Raw genomic sequence first — 22,739 nt, 5'->3', positions numbered from 1 at the left:
AGCAGAGTGGGCGTACGCCGGCATGTATGAGAGTGATGCAGCCAGGGCCGCAACATACGACGCTTGGCTGCATCACTACAATCATCACCGACCCCATACCGGGATCGGTGGTCTCACACCGTCAGATCGTGTTCACAACCTCACGAGGAACTACATCTAGCCGGCGTCGCGGCGGCGCCCGCGGCGCCTCAGCGGCGCGAGAGCAGCGAGGTCACCTGCAGGCGCCCGCTGTGGATCCAGACGTCCGAGTACTCGACCGGGCGATCGTCGTCGAGGTAGGTCACCTGCTGCAGGTACTGCACGGGCGCCCCCTCCGGGAGCCCGAGCGCGGCCGAGACCTCGTCGGAGGCCGGCTCGGCGCTGAACGTGCGCCGCGCCGAGGCGATCTTCAGCCGGTACGTCTGCTCGAGCACCCCGAAGAGGCTCTGCACCCCGAAGTCCTGCTGCTCGATGCCGGGCGCGATGTCGGCGCGCACGTAGTTGTGCAGCAGCGCCACCGGCCCCTGCTCGGTGCTGCGCACTCGCACCAGCCGCAGCACGCGGCTTCCGACGCCGGCCTCGAGCAGCGCGGCCACCGGCTTCGGCGGATCCATGAGCTCGCAGGCGATCACCGCGGTCTCCGTCACCACCCCCTGACGCGCGAAGTCCTCGGTGAGGGTCGACAGCTTCTGGGCGATCGCCGGCTCGATGATCGTCGAGGTGACGAAGGTGCCCCGCCCGCGCACCTGGCGCAGCAGCCCCTCCTCGATCAGCGTCGACAGGGCCCGTCTGAGCGTGCCCCGGCTCACGCCGAGCTCCTGGGCCAGCTCGGGTTCGCTCTTGAGACGGTAGTGCGGGGGCCACTCGCCGGAGGCGATCTTCAGCCGGATCCGGTCGGAGATCTGCGTGTGAATCGCCACCGGAGCGTCACGATCGATTGTGCTCACGCTCGCCTCCCCATCATCTGTCGCCGGCTCGTTGCGTGCTCCCTGAATACCACCGCCCCGGGTGGCGTGTCCAACCGGGGCGGCGGATGTTCTCAGTAGCTGACGGTGCTCTCGTCGCCGGTGTCGGTGATGATCTTGAGCCCCGCGCTCGTGCCGAGCAGCACGGCGCCCGCGCGCAGCAGCGAGAGCGCCTGGTCGTAGGTCTTGATCGAGCCCGAGGCCTTCACCTGCACGCCGTCGCGCGCGCGGTCCACGAGGTAGCGCACACTCTCGGGGTTCGCCGTCTCGATCTGGCCGCTGCTCGCGTTCTTCAAGAACGCGGCGCCCGCCTCCTGCGACAGCTCGACCGCGGCCTCCCGCTCCGCCTCCGTGAGCAGCGGCAGCTCCAGCATCACCTTGACCGGGATGCCACTCGCCCGCACCACACCCGCGATGTCCTCGCGGAACTCGTCGTACATGCCGCTCTTCAGCCAGCCGATCTGCACGCCGATGTCGAGCTGCGTCGCGCCGAGCCGCGCGATCTCCGCCGCCTCCGCGGCCTTGCCCGCGCTGGTCATGACGCCGACGTTGGGGAAGTCGAGGGCCGACGCGAGCTCGACGCCCGTGCCCGCCAGCTCGGAGGCGACGAGCGGCACCCACGACGCGGGGACCATCGCCGCGTTGAAGCCGTGCTCCACCGCCTCGCGCGCGTGCGCGACCATCCGCTCCTTCGTGATGCCCGTCTCGATGAGCGTGTGCTGCACGTAGGGTGCGAGCTCGGCGGGTGCGAGCGTGAGTTCCTCTGCACTAGACAATGTCAGTTCTCTTTTCTTGTTTCGGTGGATCCGCGTACGCGGAGAGGTCAGAGCTTGTCGGCGTAGTAGTCGGGAACGACGACGCCGTCGCCGCCGAACCACTTCGGCACGTCGACGCCGCAGACGAGGCCGATGCTGCCCCACGGCTCGAACGCGCCCGTGCGCACGATCACCTTCGCCTGCCGGGCGAGCTCGCCGAGCATGTCCGCGTGGCTGCGGGTGGTGAACTCGGCGCCCGCGAACGTCTGCTGCAGCCACTCGTCGAGCCGCGGGTTGTTCGAGACCACGTCTTCGGCGCGCACGACCCCCTCCACGACGAGCTCCTGCGAGATGAGGCCGAGAATGGTGCGCAGGTCGGGCAGGTTCTCGGCGATCGCGAGGTCGATGCGGTCGGCATCGCGCGGGATCGGGAACCCCGCGTCGACGACGAGGATCAGGTCGGTGTGGCCGAGCGTCGCGAGCGCGGCGCTGAGCTTGTCGTTCAGGATTCCTGACTTCTTCATGGGTCTTCCTCTCGGTCGCCTAGGCGATGGATGCGGTGGCGCCGGTCGCCAGCGCCATGATGGATTCTTCGGTCGCGGCGCCGCTGTCGATCACCGCGGCGAGCCGCCCCTCGCGCATCACCGCGATGCGGTCGGTGATGGTGAGCAGTTCGGGCAGGTCCGACGAGGAGCACAGGATCCCGACCCCCTGAGCGGCGAGGTCGAACAGCAGCTCGTAGATCTCGGCCTTCGCCCCGACGTCCACGCCGCGGGTGGGCTCGTCGAGCATGATGACGCCGGGATCGATGGCGAGCCACCGGCCGAGCATCGCCTTCTGCTGGTTGCCGCCCGACAGGGAGGTGATCCCCTGGCTCATGGTCGCGGTCTTGACCCGCAGGCGCCCCGCCTGCTCGCGGGCCCGTCGATCGAACTCGCGACGGCGGATCAGGCCGAGTCTCGTGAGCGACCGGGCCGTGAGGGCGCCGATGTTGTCGGAGACGCTCATGGTCGTCAGCAGCCCCTGGGCTCGACGCTCGCCCGGCACGAAGGCGAGCCGCCGCTCGACGCTCGCGATCGGCGAGCGGGAGGCGTAGTCCTCGCCGAGCACGCGCACGGAGCCGGATCCTCCCGGCTGCGCGCCGAAGATGTTCTGCAGCAGTTCGACCCGCCCCGAATCGGGCAGCCCGGCGACGCCCAGGATCTCGCCCGGCCGAACGGTGAAGCTCACGTCCGCGTGGCGCCGCCCGCCGAGCTGCTCGACCTCGAGCACGGGCGAGGCGGACTCCCGCGCGGTGGAGCCCTGCTCGGCGCGGGTGGCGAACTGGCCGAGCTGGCGGCCAACCATCGCGGCCACGGCCTGCTCGGGCGTCGTCTCGTCGCGCCGCCACGAGGCGACATGCCTGCCGTCGCGCAGCACCTCGAGCTGATCGCACAGCTCGAACACCTCGGGCATGCGGTGCGAGACGTAGATCATGGTCGTGCCGGCCTGCTTGAGCCGGCCCATCAGGGCGAAGAGCCGGGCGGCCTCCGCAGGGGTGAGCATCGCGGTGGGCTCGTCGAGGATCAGCACGCGGCAGCCGCGGGCGATCGAGCGGGCGACCACCACGAGCTGCTGCGTCGCGAGGTCCAGCTCGCGCACGACCGTGCCCGGGTCGATGTCGAGATCGAGCTCGGCCAGCAGCTCGGCGGTGCGCCGCCGCATGCCGGCTTTCGAGGGGAACCAGCGGTTGCCGGGTTCGACGCCCGCGAGCACGTTCTCGGCCACCGTGCGGTCGGGCAGCAGGGAGAGCTCCTGCGGCACGATGGCCACGCTGTGCCGGGTGAGCACGGTGTTCGGGTCGAAGGAGGCGACCTCCTCCCCGAACACCGTGACGGTGCCGCTGCTCGGCGGCTGCAGGCCGGCGAGGATCTTGAGCAGCGTCGACTTGCCGGCCCCGTTCTCGCCCAGCAGGGCGGTGATCTCGCCCTCGGGGATGTCGAAGCTCACGCCGTCGAGGGCGCGTACCGGCCCGAAGGCGCGGCTCAGCTCGCGCACCCGGACCGCCGGCTCGATGTGTGCCATGTTCGTCTTCCTGTCTCTCCGTCTGCGACCCGCCGGCCGGGGTCAGCCCTCGACCGTCGCCTCGCCCAGGTTGTCCTTGGTGATGAACTGGGCCCCGGTGTCGACGCCGGTGATCTCGGTGCCCTCGGTGAGGAAGTCGACGAGCGTCTTGACCGCCTGGTAGCCCTGCTCCTCGGGGTTCTGGCTGATGGTGAACGTGACGACGCCCTTCTCGAGGAACTCGGCCGTCTGGGGCAGCAGGTCGAAGCCGACCATGCTGATCTTGCCGGTGTTGCCGGACTGCTCGACCCACTGGGCCGCGGCGGTCGTCGAGCAGCAGTCGAGGCCCGCGATCGCCACGACGTCCGACTGACCGGCCATGGTCGACTCGACGGTGTTGTAGGCCGCGTTGGGCTCGTTGCCCACGTTCACCGGGCCGACGATCTCGAGGTCCGTGCCCGAGAGGCCCTCCTCGAACCCGCCGAAGCGGTCGTGCGACCAACCGGCGCCGGTGTCGAGCGAGAAGACCACGACCTTGCCGGTCGCCTCCTCGCCGAGCACCGAGACCAGCTCCTCGGCCTGAGCCTGGCCCGAGGCCTTGAGATCCTGGCCCACGAAGCCCATCTGCTGAGAGTCGGGGTTGTCGGTGTTGAACGAGATGATCGGGATGCCGGCGTTGTACGCCTGCTCGATCACCGGCTTCAGGGCGTCGCTCGAGGCGGAGGAGACGGCGAGGCCGTCGACCGACTTCTGCTGGATCGCCGTCTGCAGCTCGGCGACCTGCTTCGCGGCGTCGCCGCCGGTGGGGCCGATCAGCTGCACGTCGACGCCGAACTCCTCGCCGGCGCGCTCCATGCCCGCGGTGATGGGAGTGGCGAAGGCGAGCGACGGGTCGTGGTAGCTGAGCTTGATGCGCAGCTCCTCGCCGTCGTCGATCCGCTTCTGGATGTAGTCGGCGAGCTGGAAGCCGTCCGGCGAGGCGGCCTCATTGCCCGTGGTGATGGCGCCGCAGCCGGTCATGCCGAGTGCGAGTGCCGCCGCCGCGATTCCTGCGACGGCCGCCTTCCTGGCAGCTGATACGAGGGACATCGATGACTCCTTTGTGCTGGTGTGTCCGTTGGTGATGGTGAAGTGCTCGAGTGCTCAGGCGCGGGTCTTGCGCTTGCGCTGCCAGGTGTCGGCGGCGACGGCCGCGATGATCACGAGGCCGGTGACGACCGTCTGCCAGAACGACGAGATGCCGTTGATGTTGAGGATGTTCTGCAGCAGCCCGATGAACGCGACCCCGATCACGGTGCCGAGCATCGTGCCGCTGCCGCCGAAGAGCGCCGCGCCTCCGATGATCACCGCCGAGATCACGGTCAGCTCGAGGCCGGTGCCCGTGACGCCCTGCACGTACGACAGGAACGAGAGGCCGAGCACGCCCGCCATGGCTGCGGTCAGGCCGGAGAGCACGAAGGCGCCGACCTTCACCCGCTTGACGTTGATGCCGACGAGACGAGCGGCCTCCTGATTGCCGCCGACCGCGTAGGTGTTGAACCCGAAGCGCGAGCGCGAGAGCAGCACGACGCCGATGGCCGCGATGACGGCGAAGAAGATGAGCTGCATCGGCACGATCCCGAACAGCCGCCCCTGCCCGAGCAGGGTGAACTCGGCGACTCCGGGCTGCGACGAGCTCAGCGAGATGGGGGCGCCGTCCGAGATGAGCAGGGTGGCGCCCCGGAACACGCTCAGCGTGCCGAGGGTCACGATGAAGGAGGGCACTCCGAGCAGCACGACGGCGAGGCCGTTGAGCAGCCCGGCGAGCACGCCGACGGCCAGGCCGACGAGCACGGCCACCGGCCAGGCGATGCCGGCGGCGATCACCATTCCGGTGCTGATCGCCGCGAGGGCGTAGATGGAGCCCACCGAGAGGTCGATCTCGCCGTTGACGATCACGAACGTCGCCCCGATGGCCATGATCCCGATCTGCGCGATCTGCTGACCGACCGAGAGCAGGTTGTCGGCCTGCACGAAGTTGGGCGAGAGCACCGCTCCCAGGATGAACAGCAGCACGAGCGCCGCGAGCACCCCCGCCTCGCGCGCGTGCACGAACGCGCGGACGTCGAACTTCTTCTGCGGAAGCGCAGCGGTGGTGGTCATCGGGCTTCTCCGTTCTGGGTGGGGCGGGGCAGGCCGAGCTGTTCGGCGGTGGGCAGTGAGGGGATGACGCCGGCGACGGTCACGGCGTGCGCGCCGGCGGCCGCGGCCAGCTCGGCGGCGGCGTCGACCGAGCGGGCGGTGGCCAGCCCGACGGCCAGGGCGGCCGTGAAGGAGTCGCCGGCGCCGGTAGTGTCGACCACGTTGGCGACCGCGTGCGCCTGCACCGGTCGCACCCCCTCGGCGTCGGCGATGAGCGCGCCGTGGCCCCCGCGCGTGAGGATCGCGCACCCGCCCGTGCGCTGCTGCAGCATGGTCGCGAGCGCCACGTCGTCGAGCCCGTGGTCGGCGACCAGGCCGAGGAGCACCGGCGCCTCGGTCTGGTTCGGGGTGATCACGTCGATGTCGGCCCAGACCTCGTCCGGGAGCCGCCTGGCGGGGGCGGGGTTGAGCAGCGTGCGGGTGCCGCAGAGACGGCCGATGCGCAGCGCCGCGGCGACCGCCGCACGGGGGATCTCCATCGACACCACGAGCACGTCCGCCCGCTCGATCTCGGGGCGGAACGCCTCGACGGCCTCGGCGTCGAGCTCGTCGAGCGCGCCGGGGGCGATCGCGATGCGGTTCTCGCCCGAGGGGTCGACCTCGATGAAGCCGACCATCGTCGGCCCCTGCGCGGTGACGACGCGCTCGGCGTCGACGTCCTCCCGGGCCCAGAGCTCGCGGGCCGCCCTTCCGTGGGCATCGTCTCCGATCGCGGTCAGGAAGCTGACGCGCGCGCCGAGGCGCGCGGCGCCGATCGCCTGATTGGATCCCTTGCCGCCGTGCTCGCTCGCGAACGAGCCGCCGCTGACGGTCTCACCCGCTGAGGGGAAGCGCGGCACTCGCATCGTGAGGCCGACGCCGTAGCTTCCGACTACCGCAATCTTCATTGATTCGCACCGAACTTCTTTGTACGTGGACAACTATGAACAATTACGAATAGTAGGGCGATTCGGCGCGCGCGTCAAGCGGCGCCCCCGCACGCTCCGCGTCGGGCCGCGGAACCCGAGAAGCGCTCGCGCGGCGGCGCCGCCGAGCGCGCCTCGCGCGGCCGGCAGATGGGCGCGCCGAAACGCCGCGCGGCCGCGATCCCGCGGGTCGCCGCCGCGATCAGAGGCGAGGATCGGCGCTAGCGCGGGGCGACGAGCGCGAACGGGTAGCGCGACGAGCGGGCCACCCGCACCGAGTCGTCGAGCGAGTCGAGGCCGCCGCCCGCGAATCGATCGCCCGTCTCGTACCCCGGGTCGCTCGACACGACCACGCGCCCGCCCGCGTTCACGAGCGTCGCCTCGGGCAGTTCCGCGACGCTCGGCAGCAGCACGCCCTCGAGCGACGACACGAGCACATCGGCGCAGACCACACCGGCGAAGCCGCCGTCGAGCATCACGGGGATCGACGACGTGATCGTGATCTCGTTCGAGCAGAGGTAGTCGACGAAGGGGCCGGCGACGTGGCGCTCGCCCGTGGCCAGCGGCACGCGGTACCACTCGAGGCGCACGAGGTCGATCGCGGCCTGGCCCGGCCCGAAGGTGGACGAGGCGAGCAGGCTGCGCTCGGGGCCCTGCCACCAGGCGAGCGGATTGCCCTCCGAGACCACGCTCTCGCTCGCGCAGTACCCGGCGCCGTAGAGCGGGCGGTCGGAGGCGTCGAGGATCGCGTGAGCCTCGGGCTCCACGAGCGCCGCGAGCTGGGCGCCGCTCATCGGGCCGCCGCGCAGCTGCTGCCGCAACTGCTCGCTCAGGCGGGGGAGCCAGGCGTCGAGCGGCGCGAAGACGCCGTCGAAGAACTCGTCGACCGTCTCGATCCCGCTCTCGAGCGCGCGATCCGCTGCCTTGATCACCTCAGTCCCCTCCCCTTCGAGGCCGTCACCCGGAGCGGTCGTCCGCCCGGCGTGAGTCCAGTGTGGCACGAAACACCTCGTCGCGCGGGTCGGCGAGCAGCTCGGCGCGGAAGGCGACGAGCCAGCGCACCGAGCCCCGCACGCTCTCGCGCACGACGGAGCGCGCCGCGGCGGCGTCGCCCGCGCGGGTCGCCTCGATCTGGGAGGCGAGCGCATCGTGGGTGCACCGGCGCGCGGCCGCGTCGAGGTCCTGCAGGGCGAGCAGCGGGGTGAACTCCGTCTGCACGCGCACGTGCTCGTTGGTGAGGCGCACCGACTGGCTGAGCGCCGCGAGCTCGAGCTGCACCTCGGTGACGCGTCGGCGCCAGAGTTCGGGGGTCAGATCGCGGGCGGCGTCGAGCAGGCCGCGCACCACGTCGAGCTCCTCGGCCGTCGCGCGCAGGCAGGCGTAGTCGGCGCAGGCTCCCACGATCACCTCGTAGTGCACACCCAGGTCGGCGAGCGCGACGCGCGGCATCGCCGCGAGCGCCCGCGCGTTGACCTCCTCGACCGCGCCGTGGCTCGACCGGACGAAGCTGCCGCCGTGCCTCCCGCGCCGCGTCTCGATGAGGCCCCGGTGCCGCAGCGCGCCCAGCGCTTCGCGCACCGTGACGACGGCCACGCCCAGCAGCCCGGAGAGTTCGGTCTCGCTCGGCAGCCGCTCGCCCTCGGTGAAGGCGCCGACCGAGATCGCCTGCACGATGCGCGAGACCACCTGCTCGGTGCGGCCCTCCTCGCCGATCGGGGCGAAGGCGGCGGTGCGCAGGCGGCTCGGAGGCGACTGCGTGAGCGAGCTGTTCACCGACGACCTCCGATCTGCCTGCGGATCCGTGAAGAGTTTCCCACGGCGCGAGTGAGGATTCGCTGAGCCGCAACGTAATGAAAACGTGACTTGCCGGAATCATTCTCGCATTCAAACCTATAAACCCATATGTTATGTTTCATTTATCGGCTCGTCACGAGCCCTTCCGACAACGACGTTGAGGAGCATCCGCACCATGCGCCACACCACCCCCGCCGACGAGCACGGCCAGGCGGCCGTCTCCGTCCAGGGCGTCCACAAGCAGTTCGGCGACCTCGTCGCGGTCAAAGACCTCGACATCGACATCCGCGCCGGCGAGTTCTTCTCCATGCTCGGCCCCTCCGGGTCGGGCAAGACGACGGTGCTGCGCATGATCGCCGGCTTCGAGGAGCCGACCTCCGGCCGCATCCTGCTGCACGGCCAGGACGTCACCGCCTCCGCGCCGTTCGACCGAGAGGTCAACACCGTCTTCCAGGACTACGCTCTCTTCCCCCACCTCACCATCGCCGAGAACGTCGCCTACGGCCTCACAGTGCGCGGCATCTCCAAGGCCGAGCGGGCGCGCCTCGTCGGCGAGGCCCTCGAACAGGTGCAGCTCTCCCACGTCGCCGAGCGCCGCCCCTCGCAGCTCTCGGGCGGCCAGCGGCAGCGCATCGCACTCGCACGCGCACTGATCCTGCGCCCCAAGGTGCTGCTGCTCGACGAACCCCTCGGCGCTCTCGACAAGCAGCTGCGCGAGCAGATGCAGTTCGAGCTCAAGCAGATCCAGCGCGAGGTCGGGATCACCTTCGTGTTCGTCACCCACGACCAGGAGGAGGCGCTCACGCTCTCCGACCGGGTCGCCGTGTTCAACAACGGCAGGATCGAGCAGGTCGGCAGCCCCCGAGAGGTCTACGAGTTTCCCCAGACCGAGTTCGTGGCCCGCTTCCTCGGCATCACGAACCTGCTCGCCGGCGACGCCGCCCTCGCCATCCTGGGCGAGAGCTCGCCCCACAGCGTGCGCCCCGAGCGGGTGCAGATCGCCGACCCCGCCGCGCCCGCGACCGACGGCACGATCTCGCTCTCCGGCCGAGTGCTCGAGACCGTCTACGCGGGCGCCCACACCCGCTACCTCGTCGAGACCGAGAGCGGCATGCGCTTCATCTCCGAGAAGCAGAACAACCAGAGCCCCCGCACCGACCCCGTGCAGCGCGGCGACACCGTCAGTCTGCGCTTCGAGCGCAGCCACGCGGTCGCGGTCCCCGGCACGGCGGTCGCCGCACCCGGCGAACCGGCCGCGGTCTGACCGCCCTCGCCCCGCCACCAGCCCCGAACCCGCACTACAAAGGAGTAACGATGAACAAGAAACTGCTCGCCCCCGCGGCACTCGTCGCCGCGGTCGGCCTCGCACTCTCAGGCTGCGCCAGCGAGAGCGGCACCGCAGGCGGCGAAGCCGGCGGCCTCCAGATCGACGTGCCCGACATCCCCATGATCGAGGAGCTCGGCGACACCGAGAACGAGGTCAACATCCTCGCCTGGTCCGGCTTCGTCGAGCCGGCGTGGGCCGATCAGTTCACCGCCGACACCGGCTGCACCGTCAACCGCAAGGTCTTCGCGACGAGCGACGAGGCCGTGCAGCTCATGCGCACCGGCGAGTACGACCTCGTCTCGGCCTCGGGCGACGCGAGCCTGCGACTCATCGTCGACGGCAACGTGCAGCCGCTCAACACCGAGCTGATCCCCAACTTCGGCGACGACATCGTCGAGGGCATGAAGGGCCAGCTCTACGACACCCTCAACGGCAACGTCTACGGCATCCCGATCGGCCGCGGCGCGAACATCCTGCAGTACAACAGCTCGGTCGTCACCGACGAGCCGACCAGCTGGGACGTGGTGTGGGAGGCCGACAGCCCCTACGCCGGCAAGATCGCCGCCTACGACAGCCCGATCTACATCGCCGACGCGGCCATCTACCTGATGGCCACGCAGCCCGATCTCGGCATCGAGAACCCGTACGCGCTCGACGAGGAGCAGCTCGCGGCGGCCGTCGACCTGCTCAAGCAGCAGAACGAGATGGTCTCCGAATACTGGAGCCCCGCCACGAACGTGACCTCGTTCACCGGCGGCAACTCCGTGGTCGGCACCTCGTGGGAGGTGCTGCGCAAGGCGACGCAGGACGAGACGTTCAAGAGCGTGCTGCCCGAGGAGGGCTCGACCGGCTGGTCCGACGCCTGGATGCTCGCCGCCGACGCCCAGCACCCCAACTGCGCCTACGCGTGGATGGACTACACCAGCGCGCCCGACGTGAACGGCCAGATCGCCATGAACTTCGGCATGGCCCCCGCGAACGCCGCATTCTGCGACTCGAGCGACGAGGCCAAGGAGCACTGCGACTACTACAACGCCACCGATGAGGACTACTACCAGAAGGTGTGGTTCTGGACCACGCCCATCGACCAGTGCCTCGACGGCCGCACCGACGTGCAGTGCACCAACTACCAGGACTGGACCAGCGCCTGGGCCACGGTGAAGGGCTGATCCTCACCCCCTCGAGCGGATCCTGACGATCCGCTCCCGTCGGCCGGGCGAGACCCCTCGCCCGGCCGACGGATCCACCCCATCCGCAATCCCTCCACCCGCAAGCCCCACCGTCAGCGAGGCCCCCCATGAGCTCCCAGAACGTTCTCGAACGCCGCCCCAAGCCGATCTCGACAGCGCTCTACCGCCACCCGAGAGGCCGCCTCGCCTCGCTGCTCACCCTGCCGATGACGTGGCTGGTCGGGGTCTACATCCTGTCGCTCGCGCTGCTGCTCATCACGGCCTTCTGGACGACGGATCCCTTCACCTCCCGCGTCAAGCCCGGCTTCACGCTCGAGAACTTCCAGCAGGTCGTCACCGTGCCCGCCTTCCGCGACACCGCCCTGCGCACCCTCGGCATCGCCCTCGCCGTGACCGCGATCTGCGCGATCTTCGCGGTGCCCCTCGCCGTGTTCATGGCGAAGGTCGCGGGCCCGCGGCTGCGGGCCGTGCTCGCCGTGCTCGTGACGCTGCCCCTCTGGGCCGGCTACCTCGTGAAGATCATCGCGATGCGCCTCGTCTGGACCGACAACGGCTTCTTCAACTGGTCGCTCGCCCCGCTCGGCGTCGAGGGGCCCGGCCTCGGGGTGCTGACCGTGATCCTCACGCTCGTCTACCTGTGGTTCCCGTACATGGCGATCCCCGTCTACGCGGCCGTCGCGCAGATCCCCGCCAACCTCTTCGACGCATCCTCCGACCTGGGGGCCAGCGGCTTCCGCACCATCCGTACCGTCGTCGCCCCGCTGCTGCTGCCGTCGCTCATCGCCGGCTCCATCTTCACCTTCTCGCTCAGCCTCGGCGACTACATCGCGGCCATGTACGTGGGCGGCTCCACCCAGATGATCGGCAGCATCATCGCCCAGAACATCAACCTCAACCCGCCGCTCGCCGCAGCCTTCTCGGTCGTGCCGATCGTGCTGGTCGTCATCTATCTCGCCGCCGTGCGCCGCACGGGCGCGCTCAACAACCTGTAGGCCGAAGGAGACCCCGACATGCTTCGCCTGAACCGCGCCACCAAGATCGCCCTCGCCGCCGTCACGCTCGTCGTCATGGGATTCATGTACATCCCGCTGTTCGTGATCGTCATGAACTCGTTCAACTCGGGCCGGGTGGCGGGCTGGCCGATCCCCGGCTTCTCGCTCGAGTGGTGGGGCAAGGCGCTCGCCAACCCGGCCGTGCACGCCGCGCTGCTCAACTCGGTCGTCGTCGCGGCCGTGGCGACCGCCTTCGCCCTGCTGCTCGGCACGCTCGCGGCCTTCGCCCTGCAGCGCTTCAAGTTCTTCGGCCAGCACACCGTCAACCTGCTCATCGTGCTGCCGATCACCCTGCCCGGCATCGTCACCGGCGTGGCGCTCTCGAACACCTTCCACCAGGTGCTCAAGCCGATGGGCATCCACGTGGGCTACTGGGGCATGATCATCGCGCACGCCACCTTCTGCGTGGTGATGGTGTTCAACAACGTGATCGCGCGCCTGCGCCGCATGAACCCCAACCTCGAGGAGGCCTCGATGGACCTGGGCGCCGGCATCGGCCAGACCTTCCGGCTCGTCACCTTCCCGCAGTTCCGCAGCGCCTTCATCGCGGGCGGCCTGCTCGCCTTCGCCCTGTCGTTCGACGAGATCGTGGTGACGATCTTCACCGCTCCGCCCGGCGTCGAGACGCTGCCGCTGTGGATCATGAACCAGATGGCGCGCCCCAACGAGGTGAACCAGGTGAACGTGGTCGCCACCGTGATGATCCTGCTGTCGCTCATCCCCGTGTACTTCTCGCAGAAGGCCTCGGCCGCGGGCGACGCGAAATAGGGGCGGATCGACCCGCGCCTCTCGGGGACGCAGCAGCGGGGCCCGGGGCCGGCCCGCGAGGGATCCGGCCCCGGTTCCGGATCAGAGCACCTTCGAGAGGAAGTCCCGGGTGCGCTCCTCGCGAGGGTGGTCGAAGATCTCCGTGGGAGGGCCGCTCTCGACGACCTTGCCCTCGGCCATGAACACCACCCGATCGGCGACCTCTCGGGCGAAGCCCATCTCGTGCGTGACGAGCACCATCGTCATGCCCGACGCGGCGAGATCCCGGATCACCTGCAGCACCTCGCCCACCATCTCGGGGTCGAGCGCGCTCGTCGCCTCGTCGAAGAGCATGATCTCGGGGCTCATCGCGAGCGCGCGGGCGATCGCGACGCGCTGCTTCTGACCGCCGGAGAGCGATGCGGGGCGCGCATCGGCCTTGTCGCCGAGCCCCACGCGCTCGAGCAGCTCGAACGCTCGGGAGCGGGCGTCGGCCTTGCCCTGCTTCTTCAGCTCGGTGGGCGCCAGCATCACGTTCTCGAGCGCCGTCATGTGCGGGAACAGGTTGAAGTGCTGGAAGACCATGCCCACGCGCTGGCGCACGGCATCGAGGTCCTTCCCCTTCGCGGTGGCGATGTTCTCGCCCACGATCAGCACCTCGCCGCTCGTGACCTCCTCGAGGCGGTTGAGGCAGCGCAGCAGCGTCGACTTGCCCGAGCCCGAGGGCCCGATCACCGCCACCACCTCGCCGTTCGCGACCGAGAGGTCGATGCCCATGAGCACCTGGTTCTTGCCGAACGACTTGTGCAGATCCCGCACCTCGATCGGATTGTCGACCGTGGCGACCGGACGCGTGTACGCGGGTTCGTTGTTCGTCATGATCATCCCCTACTTGTTGAACTTCCGGTCGAACCAGTTGGACAGCACCGTGAGCAGCCAGATCACGACGAAGTACATCACACCGACCACGATCCAGATCTCGAACGAGCGGAACGTCGAGGCGATCACGATGCGGCCCTGATAGGTGAGCTCGGCGAAGCCGAGCACCGACAGCAGCGACGTGTCCTTCAGCGTGATGATGAACTGGTTGATGAGGTTGGGCGTCATGATCTTGAACGCCTGCGGCATCACCACGCGGCGCATCGACGAGCCCCAGCCGAGGCCGAGCGAGCGCGCGGCCTCCATCTGACCCGGATCGACCGACTGCACGCCGCCGCGCACCACCTCGGTGATGTACGCGCCCGCGTTGAGCGAGAGCGTGATCACACCGGCGGTGAGCGCGTCGAGCGGCTGCCCGGTGACCGCGGGGACGCCGAAGTAGAAGAAGAACGCCTGCACCAGCACCGGGGTGCCGCGGAAGATGTTCACGTACGCCGACGCGAGCTGCCTGAGCACGACATTGGTCGACAGCTTGAGGATGCCGAAGACGATGCCGAGGATCATCGCGAAGAAGATCGACAGCGCCGTCGCCAGCAGCGTCAGCATGAGGCCCTGCAGCAGGGTCGGCATCGACGCGCCGATGAGGCTCCAGAACGAGGTGCCGCCGCCCTCGGCGTCCTCGATCGCCAGGTAGCGGTCGATGATCATCTGGTAGACTCCCGAATCCTTCGCGTTCTGCAGGCCGTCGTTGAACAGCTGCAGCAGCTCGGCGTTCTGGCCCTTGAGCACGGCGAAGCCGTAGTCGGCGCCCGGCTCGGGATCGGTGACGATCTTCAGCGGCACGTTGCCCGACGCGATGCCGAACTGCAGCACCGGGGCGTCCTCGAAGGTGGCCGCCGAGTTGCCCGTGGCCACGTCGTTATACATGTCGGCCGAATCCTGGAACGCGTTGACCTCGAAGCCGACGTCCTTGCTGAGCTCTTGCGCGAAGTCGTAACCGACGGTGCCGGTCTTCACGGCGACCGTCTGGCCCGCGAGGTCCTCGTACGACGCGATGTCGCTGTTCTCGGCGACCGCCATCTGCACGCCCGACGCGTAGTAGGAGTCGGAGAAGTCGAACACCTGTTTGCGCTCGTCGGTGATGCTCATACCCGCGATCACCCCGTCGGCCTGGCCCGCCTGCACCGCCTGCAGAGCCGCATCGAACCCGAGGGTCTTCACCTCGACCTCGAAGCCCTGGTTCGCAGCGATCGCCCGCAGCAGGTCCATGTCGATGCCGACGTTCGTACCGTCGAGCTGGTAGATGAACGGCGCGAAGGTCGTGTCGGTCGCGATCACGAACTCGCCGTTGGTCTTCGGGGTGTCGGTCGCGAAGTTCGGGTTCACCGGCAGCTCGCCGGGCTCGCCGAGGTCGAGCTCCTCGTTGCCGAGGGCCGCCTTGCCGCTGCCGATCGTGGCAGCCTCCGGGGCGTCGGCGCCGAGGTAGTCGTCGAGGATCGCCTGGTAGGTGCCGTTCTCGATGACGTTCTTCAGGCCCTCGTTGAACGCCTCGCGCAGCTCGGCGTTCTCGCCCTTCTTGACGCCCATGCCGTAGCTGGACGCCTTCTCCTGGTCGGTGACGGTCTTGAGCGCGACGTTGCCCGTCGCGATGCCGTACGCGAGGATCGGGTAGTCGTCGAAGACCGCGGCGGAGTTGCCCGCCGTCACGTCGCCGTACGCGTCGGAGGCGTCCTGGAAGCCTGTGACCGTGAAGCCGTGCTCCTCGCCGAGCGTCTCGGCGAACGCGAAGCCCTCGGTGCCGGTCTTCGCCGACACCGTCTTGCCGGCCAGATCCTCGTAGCTCGCGATGGTGTCGTCGTTCTGCGCGACCGCCATCTGGATGCCGGAATCGAAGTAGGGGTTCGAGAAGTCGAAGGTCTTCTCGCGCTCCTTGGTGATCGACATGCCGGCCATGACGGCGTCGGCCTGGCCCGACTGCACCGCCGCGAGCGCGCCGTCGAAGCCGAGCACGTCGATCTCGACGTCGAATCCCTGATCCTCGGCGATGGCGTTGATGAGGTCGATGTCGATGCCCCGGAGCTCGCCGTCTCGCTGAAACTCGAACGGCGCCCACGTGGTGTCGGTCGCGATCGTGTAGGTCTGCCCCTCGGCGCCCTTGGTCTGCATGAGCGCGTTCGCGGCGCCGACGGCGCCCCCGACCGTGAACAGCAGGACGAAGAGCGCGGTGATGCTCGCCAGGGTGAAGGCCCTGTACTCGCGCCACCAGGCCGCGGTCTGTCTGATGAGAGTCATTGAGTCCTCTTGTCGTCGTTGACTTCTGTGTACTTGCCTGTTTGCTGGGCTGCGGTGTGCAGCGACGCCTTCCAACCTACGCGATGGTCGAGCGGGCCCCGCGTCGGGGCGCTTCGAGCGGTGCGGCATCGGCGGTGTCCGCGGGCGGTGCCCTCGGCGCCAGTTCAGGGGTTCACAAAAAAGCCCCGGGACGACGCGAAAACCCCACCGCGAAGCAGTGGGGTTTTGGCGGAGGATGGGGGATTTGAACCCCCGAGGGCGTGAACCCAACACGCGTTCCAGGCGTGCGCCATAGGCCGCTAGGCGAATCCTCCTCGCTGGCCGAAAAGGCCAACGCCCACCAGTCTAGCGGGTTCCCGCCACGCTTCCGAAACCGGCTGTTCGGGCCGAAACTGAGAGCGTTCTCAGACCTGCACTTGAAAGTAACGGATTGGTAACGCATACTAGACGAGGCGCTCGGGCCACTGCCCGGCGTTTTTTGTTGGACAATCCCTGGAGCAAACGCGTGCGAGTACCCGCCAAGGCCTTCGTAGTCGGCCTGGTCTCATCCGTCACGTTCGCCTTCGGCGCCGCACCCGCCATGGCGAGCACGCCCGTCGAAGATTTCTCGGTCGCCGCGGTGCAGCCCGCCGCCCAGATCTCCCAGACGCTCGACACCACGAGCGACGACGTGATCGCGGGCGCATCGATCGAAGCGGTCGTGGCCATCGACGAGGTCTCGACCGTTCCCCACGGCTTCGACGTGGCCGCTACGATCGCCCTTGCTGAGAGCGAGGTCGGCACGAGCCGCGCGACCGGCTGGAGCGCCCCCGGCGAGTGCATCATGTCGGCCCAGCGCTGGATCCGCGCGGGCGGCGGCAACTGGGGCGGCGGCGGCAACCCCGTCTCGAACTACGACAACGCGACCCGCGTCACCCTCGCCACCGCGGCCCCGGGCGACGTCATCCAGTACGAGAACATCGACTCCCCCACCTCGTGGGTGACGGGCGTGCACACCGTGCTCATCACCGAGGTGCACGACGACGGCACCTTCACCATCATCGAGTCGAACAACCCCGGCGGTTCCGGCCTCGTCAGCAAGAACGAGAGTTGGACGCCCGCGCCCCCGGCCGGTTTCCAGGCCGCCGTCTGGCGCTTCTGAGTCTGCATTCTCCGCGCGACAGGGCGGGGTCGGATCGCATGATCCCGGCCCCGCCCTTTCGCGTGCCCGGGCGGGCCCGCCTTCTCTCCCACCTTCTCCCTTCTCCCTTCTCTCGTTCCCTCCCCTCCTCTCCCTTTCTCCTTTCCTCCTTCCCTCCCCCCTCCTCCCGTCCTTTCCTCCCCTTCCCCTCCTCCCATCCCTTCCTCCTCTTCCCTTCCTCCCATCCCTTCCCCTCCTCCCCTTCCCCCTCCTCCCCCAGCGAGAGGCGGGTTTTGCATCTTCTGCGCGACCATCACGTGCGTTTTCCGCCTTTCGGCGGTGCCCTCTTGATCCCAGTCCGGTCGCCGCACTCCGCTCACAGCGGACGGACCTGCGCTAAACTCTCGCGATCTCCGGCATGGTCTGTGGACAAGCCCCTCGGGTGACGTCCCGCAGGCGATGATGAGGCATGGCTTCGATCTCCGAGCAGGCGCACCGCGCTCTCCCGGGCCGCGCGTTCCTGGTGCGGGAGGCGTTGCACCAGGGCTACGGCCGCGGCGCCCTCGCCCACCCGCGCTGGCACCGCCCCTTCAGCGGAGTGCGCACGGGCGCCCCGCCCGCGAGCACGCTCTCCGGGCGCGCGCTCGACTACGTGCCGCGGCTCCGGCCGGGCGACCGGTTCAGCCACGCAACGGCGCTCGCCCTGCTGGGCTGTCCGATCCGGGGGGCCCCGGGCGCGCCCGTCGACGTCTCATCACCGGCGGCCCGCGGCCGGGTCGCCTGCGACGGCGTCGTGGGGCACCGGCACACGGCTGAGGCGCCGCAGTACCCGTGCGTCGTTCCCGAGCAGGAAGAGTGGATCCCGGTCGTCTCGCCGCTGCACGCGGTGCTGCAGGCGGCGTCGACCCTGCCGGTCCGCGAACTCGTCGTGGCCCTCGATCATCTGCTGCGGCGCGATCCGCAGCGCTACGATCCGCAGCTCCGCGTGCTTCCGAAGCAACTGCGCCGGGCTGCGGAGACCGCCGCCGGGCGCGGGGTCGTCCGCTTCCGAGCCGCGGCGGCACTCGCCCGTGTCGGGGCCGACTCGCGCATCGAGACCCTGATGCGGCTGGCTGGGGCGCGGGCCGGAATGCCGGAGCTCGACCTGCAGTTCGAGGTGCGCGACCGGGCCGGAGTCTGGATCGGGCGATTCGACGGCGCCGATCGCGCCAGCCGCAGCCTCTTCGAGTTCGACGGCGAGCAGCACCTGCTGACGCTCGGCCAGCGGAAGCGCGATGCGCGCAAGCATCAGGGCGCCCGCGACGCCGGCTGGAGGATCCTGGTGTTCTATCGCGAGGAGCTGACCGGCGATCTGCTCCCGGCCGGCCGCTCCATGCTCGAGTTCAGCGGGCGCGTCGCTCATCGCGTTCCGGCCGGGATCGCCCGGCTGCTCGACGAAACTGCTGCGGGTGCGTCGGAGTCGGCGATCCCGATTCGCCGGCGCCTCGATCGGGGCTAACTGGCCGCCCCGGGTCCGGCCACGGCCGCCCGCTCCGCGCGACCCTCCCAGCTCCCCGCGCCCGTCCCCGCACCAACCCCGTCGAAAGGCGGATATCGCACGGGATTCGGCGGCGGGAGCTGCAGAACTCGCCTCTCGGCGGGGTTCCCCGGTCTATTCCGGGCGGAAGGAGGGGACAGGGCGGGGAGGAGTGGGGTGGGAGGGTGTGGGAGCGGGCGACGCGGAACGAAAGGGCCCGCAGGGCCGGCCCGCCCGGCGGGCCCCTTCCGCGCGTCAGCCCGCGCAGCCCCTACAGCAGCTCGCGGTGGCGATCCCGCAGCTCTTCGACCGCGCGCTCCAGGGCGGGGTCGTCGCCGCGGGCGAGCCCCGCGTACTGCAGCACGACGCCGTCCTCGGTCGGCACGGCCTTCACCCACATGCGGCGGCGCGGCACGAACAGCGACCACAGCAGCCCGCCGAGCGCGAGCAGCGCGAAGATCAGCACCCACTCCTGGGCGGGGTTCTGCATCACGTCGAACGACGCGTAGCGCGGCACCGAGTCGAGGGTGATCGTGCCGAGGCCGTTCGGCAGGTCGACCGTCTCGCCCGGTTTGAGCTCGAGCGAGTCGCTGTCGACAGCGCGACCGGTCAGCTGCTCCATGTTCTCGGTGTCGAGCACGTAGACCGACTGCGGGATGCCGCTGTCGATGCCGAGGTCTCCGGTGAACACGTCAAGGGTGAGCACCGGGTTCTCGAGGTCGGGGTAGTTCGAGGTGTAGGCTCCCGTGTCGAGTTCGGTCTGGGTGGGGTAGAAGAAGCCGCGCAGCCCGAGCTGGGTGTTCTCGCCGGCCTCATCGACGATGCCGTGCGGCACCTTCACCACGCCGAGCGAGGTCATGTTCAGGTTGTCCTGCGGGATGAACGGCATCGCCTCGCTGTACACGACGGTGCCCTCGGCGTTGCGGATCGTGATCTGCGGCGCGTAGCCGTTGGCGATGAGGTAGATCGGCGAGCCGTGCACGCGCAGCGGGTGGTTGACGCGGATCGTGTGGTCGCTCTCGGCCCCGGCCCCGTCGCTGAGGGTCACGTTCGCCACGTAGTCCTTGACGAGGCCGATGGCGTCGATGTTGCCGTCGTCGGGGGTGTTGTACGAGACGTCGAGCGAGTCGAGGCGCAGGCTGAAGGGTTCGAGGCTCGAGCTGTCGAAGGAGCGCCCCGAGGTGGCCGTGTCGTAGTCGATCAGCTGGTTGATGAGGGTCTCGCCCTCGACGATCACCTTCTGTCCGTTGAACGTGAAGACGCCGCCGATGCCGACGCTGATGAGCACGCCCAGCAGCGACACGTGGAACAGCAGGTTGCCGGTCTCGCGCAGGTAGCCGCGCTCGGCCGAGGCCGAGATCTCCTCGGCGCCGCGGCGCGATGCGCGCTGCACCTGCGCTCGGTAGCGCAGCTTCTGCAGCACGCCGGCCGCCGCGGTGACGGCGCGTTCGGCGAAGGCCGCGCGATCCGCCTCGCTCGCGTCGGGGTTCGAGACCCGGATCTCGGTGTAGCCGGCCATGCGCTGCAGGCGGGCGGGCGTCTTCGGCGGCTGCCCGCGCCAGGCCTTCCAGTGGTGCACGATGCGCGGCAGCACGCAGCCGATGAGCGAGATGAACAGCAGCAGGTAGATCGCCGAGAACCACACCGAGCCGTAGACGTCGAACGCCTGGATCGGGAAGGCGTCGAGGATGGGGAACAGCTCGGGGTGATCCTGCTCGTACTGGATCACGCCGTTGGGGTCGGCGCTGCGCTGCGGCACGAGGGACCCCGGGATCGCCGCGACGGCGAGCAGCAGCAGCAGGATCAGGGCGACGCGCATGCTCGTGAGCTGGCGCCAGAACCAGCGCAGCCAGCCGGTGAAGCCGAGCTCGGGCGACTCCGCCCGCAGCGAGCCGCCGGAGCCGGTTCCGTCGTCGTAATCAGAGGGGCGTGACATATCCGCCGATCACCGCCTGCAGTGCGTACATCATCCGGCTCCAGAGTCCGGTCACCATGAGGAGACCGATGAGGATCAGCAGCGCGCCGCCGATCAGGTTCACGGCACGGATGTGCCGTTTGAAGAAGGTCATGGTCTGCGCCATCCACCCGAAGCCGAATGCGGCGAGGATGAACGGCAGGCCGAGGCCGAGGCAGTAGGCGAGGGCGAGGATCACGGATCTGCCGACCGAGCCCTGCTGCAGGCTCAGCCCCATGATCACCGTGAGCGTGGGCCCCATGCAGGGGGTCCAGCCGATGGCGAACACGGCGCCGAGCAGCGGGGCGCCCACGATCCCGAACTTCGGCTTGACGCGCAGTTTCTTCGTGGTCTGCATCGCCCCGAACAGGCCCATGAACACGAGCCCCATCACGATCACGAAGACGCCCATGAGGCGCGTGATGAGCTGCTCCCACTCGAGCAGCCACACGCCCACGGTGCCCGCGGCGGCGAGGAACGCGACGAGCACGGCCGTGAAACCGGCGACGAAGAGCAGCGATCCGAGCACCATGCGGGCCCGGGCCGGCTTCTCGCCGGGCGCCGATCCCGCCGTGGAGCCGACGTAGGCGAGGTAGCCCGGTACGAGCGGCAGCACGCACGGCGACAGGAACGAGAGCAGGCCCGCCGCCACCGCGATCAGCGACGCGACGAGCAGCTGCCCGTCGGCCACGAGGTGCTGCAGATCCACCGCTACTGCTCGCCGGGGTTCGCGCCGTCTGCCGAGTCGCCCGCGCCGCCGGCACCCTCGCCCTCGGCGCCGCCGGTCTCGGCGAGGGTCTCGGTGATGAGGGTGCGCAGCTGCGACTCTCCGGCGAGCTGTCCGAGCACGCGGTGCGCGACGCGCCCCTCGGCGTCGAGCACGAGCGTGGTGGGCACCGCGTTGAGCGGCACCTGGCCCGCGAATGCGCGCTGCACTTCGCGGCCGCCGGGGCTGTCCATGATCGAGGGGTACTCGATGCCGAACTGCTCGGAGAACTGGCGCGCCTGGGCGACCTGGTCGCGGGTGTTGACGCCCACGAACTGCACGCCCCGTGGGCCGAACTCCTCGTAGGCCGCCACGAGGTCGGGGGCCTCGGCGCGGCAGGGCGCGCAGCCCGCATACCAGAAGTTGACGACGGTCACGCTGCCGAGGGTGTCGTCGGAGCCGAACGTGTCGCCGGTCTCGGTCTCGCCGGAGTACTCGACGGGCTGCGTGCGCTCGGAGGGGGCGAGACTCAGCGAGGATCCGTCTCCGGAGACGTACCCCTTCTCGCTCGACTCCTCCCACTGCTGCGCGAGGTTCTCGCCGCCGCCGCTGCATCCGGCCAGCAGCAGCGCGCCCGCGAGCGGCGCCGCGAGCGCGGCGAGACGGGCCCGGCTGCGGATGCGCGCGGTCATACGGCTCCCACGTCGACGGCCTCGTCGGTGAGGCCGGCCGCCGGGGTGCGGTACTCGACCTCGAACCAGCGCTCGCCGCGCTTCTCGAAGGTGGTGATGCTCGACAGGTCGCAGCGGCGCTTGGCGGGGTTGTGCGCGAGCGGCTTGCCCGCGACGTCGAGGTGCGTCACCCAGATGGGCGCCTGGTGCGAGACCATCACGATGTCGCCACCGCGGGTCGTCTCCCACGCGTCGTCCATCGCTTCGCGCATGCGGGAGGCGATCTGCCGGTAGGGCTCGCCCCAGCTGGGCCGCAGCGGGTTCGCGAAGCGGTACCAGTAGCGCGGGTTCTTGAAGACGGTGCCCTGCCCCGACTTCACCATGCCCTCGAAGGCGTTGGTGGGTTCGATGATGCGATCCTCGGTGGCGATCTCGAGGTTGAGCGCGCTCGCGATGGGACGCGCCGACTGCTGCGCCCGTTCGAGGGGGGAGGCGAGCAGTCTCGCGACGAGTCGGTCGCTTCCGGCCAGTTCGAGGGCGGCCGCCTCGGCCATGCGGTGCCCGAGTTCGGACAGGCGGAAGCCCGGGATGCGGCCGTACAGCACTCGATCCGGGTTGTGCACCTCGCCGTGGCGCACCAGATGCAGCAGTTTGTCGCTCACG

Annotated in this window: 22 protein-coding genes and 1 tRNA gene; 7 read left to right on the top strand and 16 right to left on the bottom strand. The window is 69.6% G+C overall.

Features of this window, described 5'->3' with window-relative positions; genetic code table 11:
• On the top strand, positions 1-160 hold a 160-nt coding region (locus H490_RS31430; RefSeq protein ID WP_152424144.1), incomplete at its 5' end, for an integrase core domain-containing protein.
• A gap of 28 nt (positions 161-188) precedes the next feature.
• Here the strand turns inward: H490_RS31430 and H490_RS17420 are convergent.
• From H490_RS17420 to H490_RS17380, 9 genes are all read right to left on the bottom strand, one after another.
• Positions 189-926 carry a GntR family transcriptional regulator gene (locus H490_RS17420; protein WP_031289496.1) on the bottom strand — a complete coding sequence of 246 codons (738 nt, stop codon included), beginning with the start codon at positions 924-926 and terminating at the stop codon, positions 189-191.
• A gap of 92 nt (positions 927-1,018) precedes the next feature.
• Positions 1,019-1,720, bottom strand: coding sequence for a deoxyribose-phosphate aldolase (gene deoC, locus H490_RS17415; RefSeq protein ID WP_017882669.1), 702 nt, complete (start codon positions 1,718-1,720; stop codon positions 1,019-1,021).
• 47 nt (positions 1,721-1,767) lie between these two features.
• A complete protein-coding gene (gene rbsD, locus H490_RS17410) occupies positions 1,768-2,223 on the bottom strand; it encodes a D-ribose pyranase (protein WP_017882668.1) in 456 nt (151 codons plus the stop codon).
• 19 nt (positions 2,224-2,242) lie between these two features.
• Positions 2,243-3,763 (bottom strand): sugar ABC transporter ATP-binding protein, encoded by a 1,521-nt coding sequence (locus H490_RS17405; protein ID WP_017882667.1) that lies wholly within the window; start codon positions 3,761-3,763, stop codon positions 2,243-2,245.
• Between the two features lie 42 nt (positions 3,764-3,805).
• Positions 3,806-4,831, bottom strand: coding sequence for a sugar ABC transporter substrate-binding protein (locus H490_RS17400; RefSeq protein ID WP_017882666.1), 1,026 nt, complete (start codon positions 4,829-4,831; stop codon positions 3,806-3,808).
• Positions 4,832-4,885: 54 nt separating this feature from the next.
• Entirely contained in the window at positions 4,886-5,884 is a 999-nt protein-coding gene (locus H490_RS17395; protein WP_017882665.1) for an ABC transporter permease, read from the bottom strand.
• Positions 5,881-6,810, bottom strand: coding sequence for a ribokinase (locus H490_RS17390; RefSeq protein ID WP_017882664.1), 930 nt, complete (start codon positions 6,808-6,810; stop codon positions 5,881-5,883). The genes H490_RS17395 and H490_RS17390 overlap by 4 nt, the downstream gene beginning before the upstream one ends.
• Positions 6,811-7,049: 239 nt before the next feature.
• Complete coding sequence (locus tag H490_RS17385; protein WP_017882663.1) at positions 7,050-7,760, bottom strand: cache domain-containing protein; 711 nt, start codon at positions 7,758-7,760, stop codon at positions 7,050-7,052.
• Between the two features lie 25 nt (positions 7,761-7,785).
• Positions 7,786-8,601 carry a FadR/GntR family transcriptional regulator gene (locus tag H490_RS17380; RefSeq protein ID WP_017882662.1) on the bottom strand — a complete coding sequence of 272 codons (816 nt, stop codon included), beginning with the start codon at positions 8,599-8,601 and terminating at the stop codon, positions 7,786-7,788.
• 196 nt (positions 8,602-8,797) lie between these two features.
• Between H490_RS17380 and H490_RS17375 the strand changes: the two genes are divergently transcribed.
• From H490_RS17375 to H490_RS17360, 4 genes are all read left to right on the top strand, one after another.
• Positions 8,798-9,886, top strand: coding sequence for an ABC transporter ATP-binding protein (locus H490_RS17375; protein WP_017882661.1), 1,089 nt, complete (start codon positions 8,798-8,800; stop codon positions 9,884-9,886).
• Positions 9,887-9,936: 50 nt separating this feature from the next.
• Positions 9,937-11,118 (top strand): extracellular solute-binding protein, encoded by a 1,182-nt coding sequence (locus H490_RS17370; protein WP_017882660.1) that lies wholly within the window; start codon positions 9,937-9,939, stop codon positions 11,116-11,118.
• A gap of 128 nt (positions 11,119-11,246) precedes the next feature.
• Positions 11,247-12,131 carry an ABC transporter permease gene (locus H490_RS17365; RefSeq protein ID WP_017882659.1) on the top strand — a complete coding sequence of 295 codons (885 nt, stop codon included), beginning with the start codon at positions 11,247-11,249 and terminating at the stop codon, positions 12,129-12,131.
• 18 nt (positions 12,132-12,149) lie between these two features.
• Positions 12,150-12,959: an ABC transporter permease gene (locus H490_RS17360; protein WP_017882658.1), complete on the top strand. Its 810-nt coding sequence runs from the start codon at positions 12,150-12,152 to the stop codon at positions 12,957-12,959.
• Between the two features lie 81 nt (positions 12,960-13,040).
• Here the strand turns inward: H490_RS17360 and H490_RS17355 are convergent, their stop codons facing one another.
• The 3 genes from H490_RS17355 to H490_RS17345 form a co-directional block, all read right to left on the bottom strand.
• Positions 13,041-13,823, bottom strand: a complete 783-nt coding sequence (locus H490_RS17355) for an amino acid ABC transporter ATP-binding protein (RefSeq protein WP_017882657.1) — start codon at positions 13,821-13,823, stop codon at positions 13,041-13,043.
• Positions 13,824-13,826: 3 nt separating this feature from the next.
• Positions 13,827-16,109 carry an ABC transporter substrate-binding protein/permease gene (locus H490_RS17350; RefSeq protein ID WP_017882656.1) on the bottom strand — a complete coding sequence of 761 codons (2,283 nt, stop codon included), beginning with the start codon at positions 16,107-16,109 and terminating at the stop codon, positions 13,827-13,829.
• Between the two features lie 226 nt (positions 16,110-16,335).
• Positions 16,336-16,423, bottom strand: a tRNA-Ser gene (locus tag H490_RS17345).
• 191 nt (positions 16,424-16,614) lie between these two features.
• On the opposite strand from H490_RS17345, the gene H490_RS17340 reads away from it, so the two are divergent.
• A complete protein-coding gene (locus tag H490_RS17340) occupies positions 16,615-17,250 on the top strand; it encodes a CHAP domain-containing protein (protein ID WP_017882655.1) in 636 nt (211 codons plus the stop codon).
• Positions 17,251-17,698: 448 nt separating this feature from the next.
• Entirely contained in the window at positions 17,699-18,727 is a 1,029-nt protein-coding gene (locus tag H490_RS17335) for a hypothetical protein (RefSeq protein WP_017882654.1), read from the top strand.
• A 289-nt stretch (positions 18,728-19,016) separates the two neighbouring features.
• On the opposite strand, the gene resB is transcribed toward H490_RS17335, so the two are convergent.
• The 4 genes from resB to H490_RS17315 are packed head-to-tail and all read right to left on the bottom strand — an operon-like array spanning position 19,017 to position 22,738.
• Positions 19,017-20,681: a cytochrome c biogenesis protein ResB gene (resB, locus tag H490_RS17330; protein WP_017882653.1), complete on the bottom strand. Its 1,665-nt coding sequence runs from the start codon at positions 20,679-20,681 to the stop codon at positions 19,017-19,019.
• Positions 20,665-21,408, bottom strand: a complete 744-nt coding sequence (locus tag H490_RS17325) for a cytochrome c biogenesis CcdA family protein (protein ID WP_017882652.1) — start codon at positions 21,406-21,408, stop codon at positions 20,665-20,667. Before H490_RS17325 ends, resB begins: the two co-directional genes overlap by 17 nt.
• A gap of 2 nt (positions 21,409-21,410) precedes the next feature.
• The gene (locus H490_RS17320; RefSeq protein WP_017882651.1) at positions 21,411-22,097 is read right to left on the bottom strand and encodes a TlpA disulfide reductase family protein; all 687 of its coding nucleotides are present in this window, start codon (positions 22,095-22,097) and stop codon (positions 21,411-21,413) included.
• Positions 22,094-22,738: a histidine phosphatase family protein gene (locus H490_RS17315; protein WP_017882650.1), complete on the bottom strand. Its 645-nt coding sequence runs from the start codon at positions 22,736-22,738 to the stop codon at positions 22,094-22,096. Before H490_RS17315 ends, H490_RS17320 begins: the two co-directional genes overlap by 4 nt.
• Between the last annotated feature and the right edge of the window lies 1 nt (position 22,739).

This window comes from Leucobacter sp. UCD-THU, from assembly GCF_000349545.1.
GTDB classification, from domain to species: Bacteria; Actinomycetota; Actinomycetes; order Actinomycetales; family Microbacteriaceae; genus Leucobacter; species Leucobacter muris.
Note: the sequence above shows the minus strand (reverse complement) of the source record. Positions and strands in the feature narration are given on the sequence as shown.

Excerpts from the sequence above, each read along its gene's own strand:
- H490_RS17320 (WP_017882651.1), bottom strand. The coding sequence starts at position 22,097 with ATGACCGCGCGCATCCGCAGCCGGGCCCGTCTCGCCGCGCTCGCGGCG.
- H490_RS17360 (WP_017882658.1), top strand. The coding sequence starts at position 12,150 with ATGCTTCGCCTGAACCGCGCCACCAAGATCGCCCTCGCCGCCGTCACG.
- H490_RS17390 (WP_017882664.1), bottom strand. The coding sequence starts at position 6,810 with ATGAAGATTGCGGTAGTCGGAAGCTACGGCGTCGGCCTCACGATGCGA.
- H490_RS17400 (WP_017882666.1), bottom strand. The coding sequence starts at position 4,831 with ATGTCCCTCGTATCAGCTGCCAGGAAGGCGGCCGTCGCAGGAATCGCG.
- resB (WP_017882653.1), bottom strand. The coding sequence starts at position 20,681 with ATGTCACGCCCCTCTGATTACGACGACGGAACCGGCTCCGGCGGCTCG.
- H490_RS17370 (WP_017882660.1), top strand. The coding sequence starts at position 9,937 with ATGAACAAGAAACTGCTCGCCCCCGCGGCACTCGTCGCCGCGGTCGGC.
- H490_RS17405 (WP_017882667.1), bottom strand. The coding sequence starts at position 3,763 with ATGGCACACATCGAGCCGGCGGTCCGGGTGCGCGAGCTGAGCCGCGCC.
- rbsD (WP_017882668.1), bottom strand. The coding sequence starts at position 2,223 with ATGAAGAAGTCAGGAATCCTGAACGACAAGCTCAGCGCCGCGCTCGCG.
- H490_RS17365 (WP_017882659.1), top strand. The coding sequence starts at position 11,247 with ATGAGCTCCCAGAACGTTCTCGAACGCCGCCCCAAGCCGATCTCGACA.
- H490_RS17355 (WP_017882657.1), bottom strand. The coding sequence starts at position 13,823 with ATGATCATGACGAACAACGAACCCGCGTACACGCGTCCGGTCGCCACG.
- H490_RS17395 (WP_017882665.1), bottom strand. The coding sequence starts at position 5,884 with ATGACCACCACCGCTGCGCTTCCGCAGAAGAAGTTCGACGTCCGCGCG.
- H490_RS17335 (WP_017882654.1), top strand. The coding sequence starts at position 17,699 with ATGGCTTCGATCTCCGAGCAGGCGCACCGCGCTCTCCCGGGCCGCGCG.
- H490_RS17350 (WP_017882656.1), bottom strand. The coding sequence starts at position 16,109 with ATGACTCTCATCAGACAGACCGCGGCCTGGTGGCGCGAGTACAGGGCC.
- H490_RS17375 (WP_017882661.1), top strand. The coding sequence starts at position 8,798 with ATGCGCCACACCACCCCCGCCGACGAGCACGGCCAGGCGGCCGTCTCC.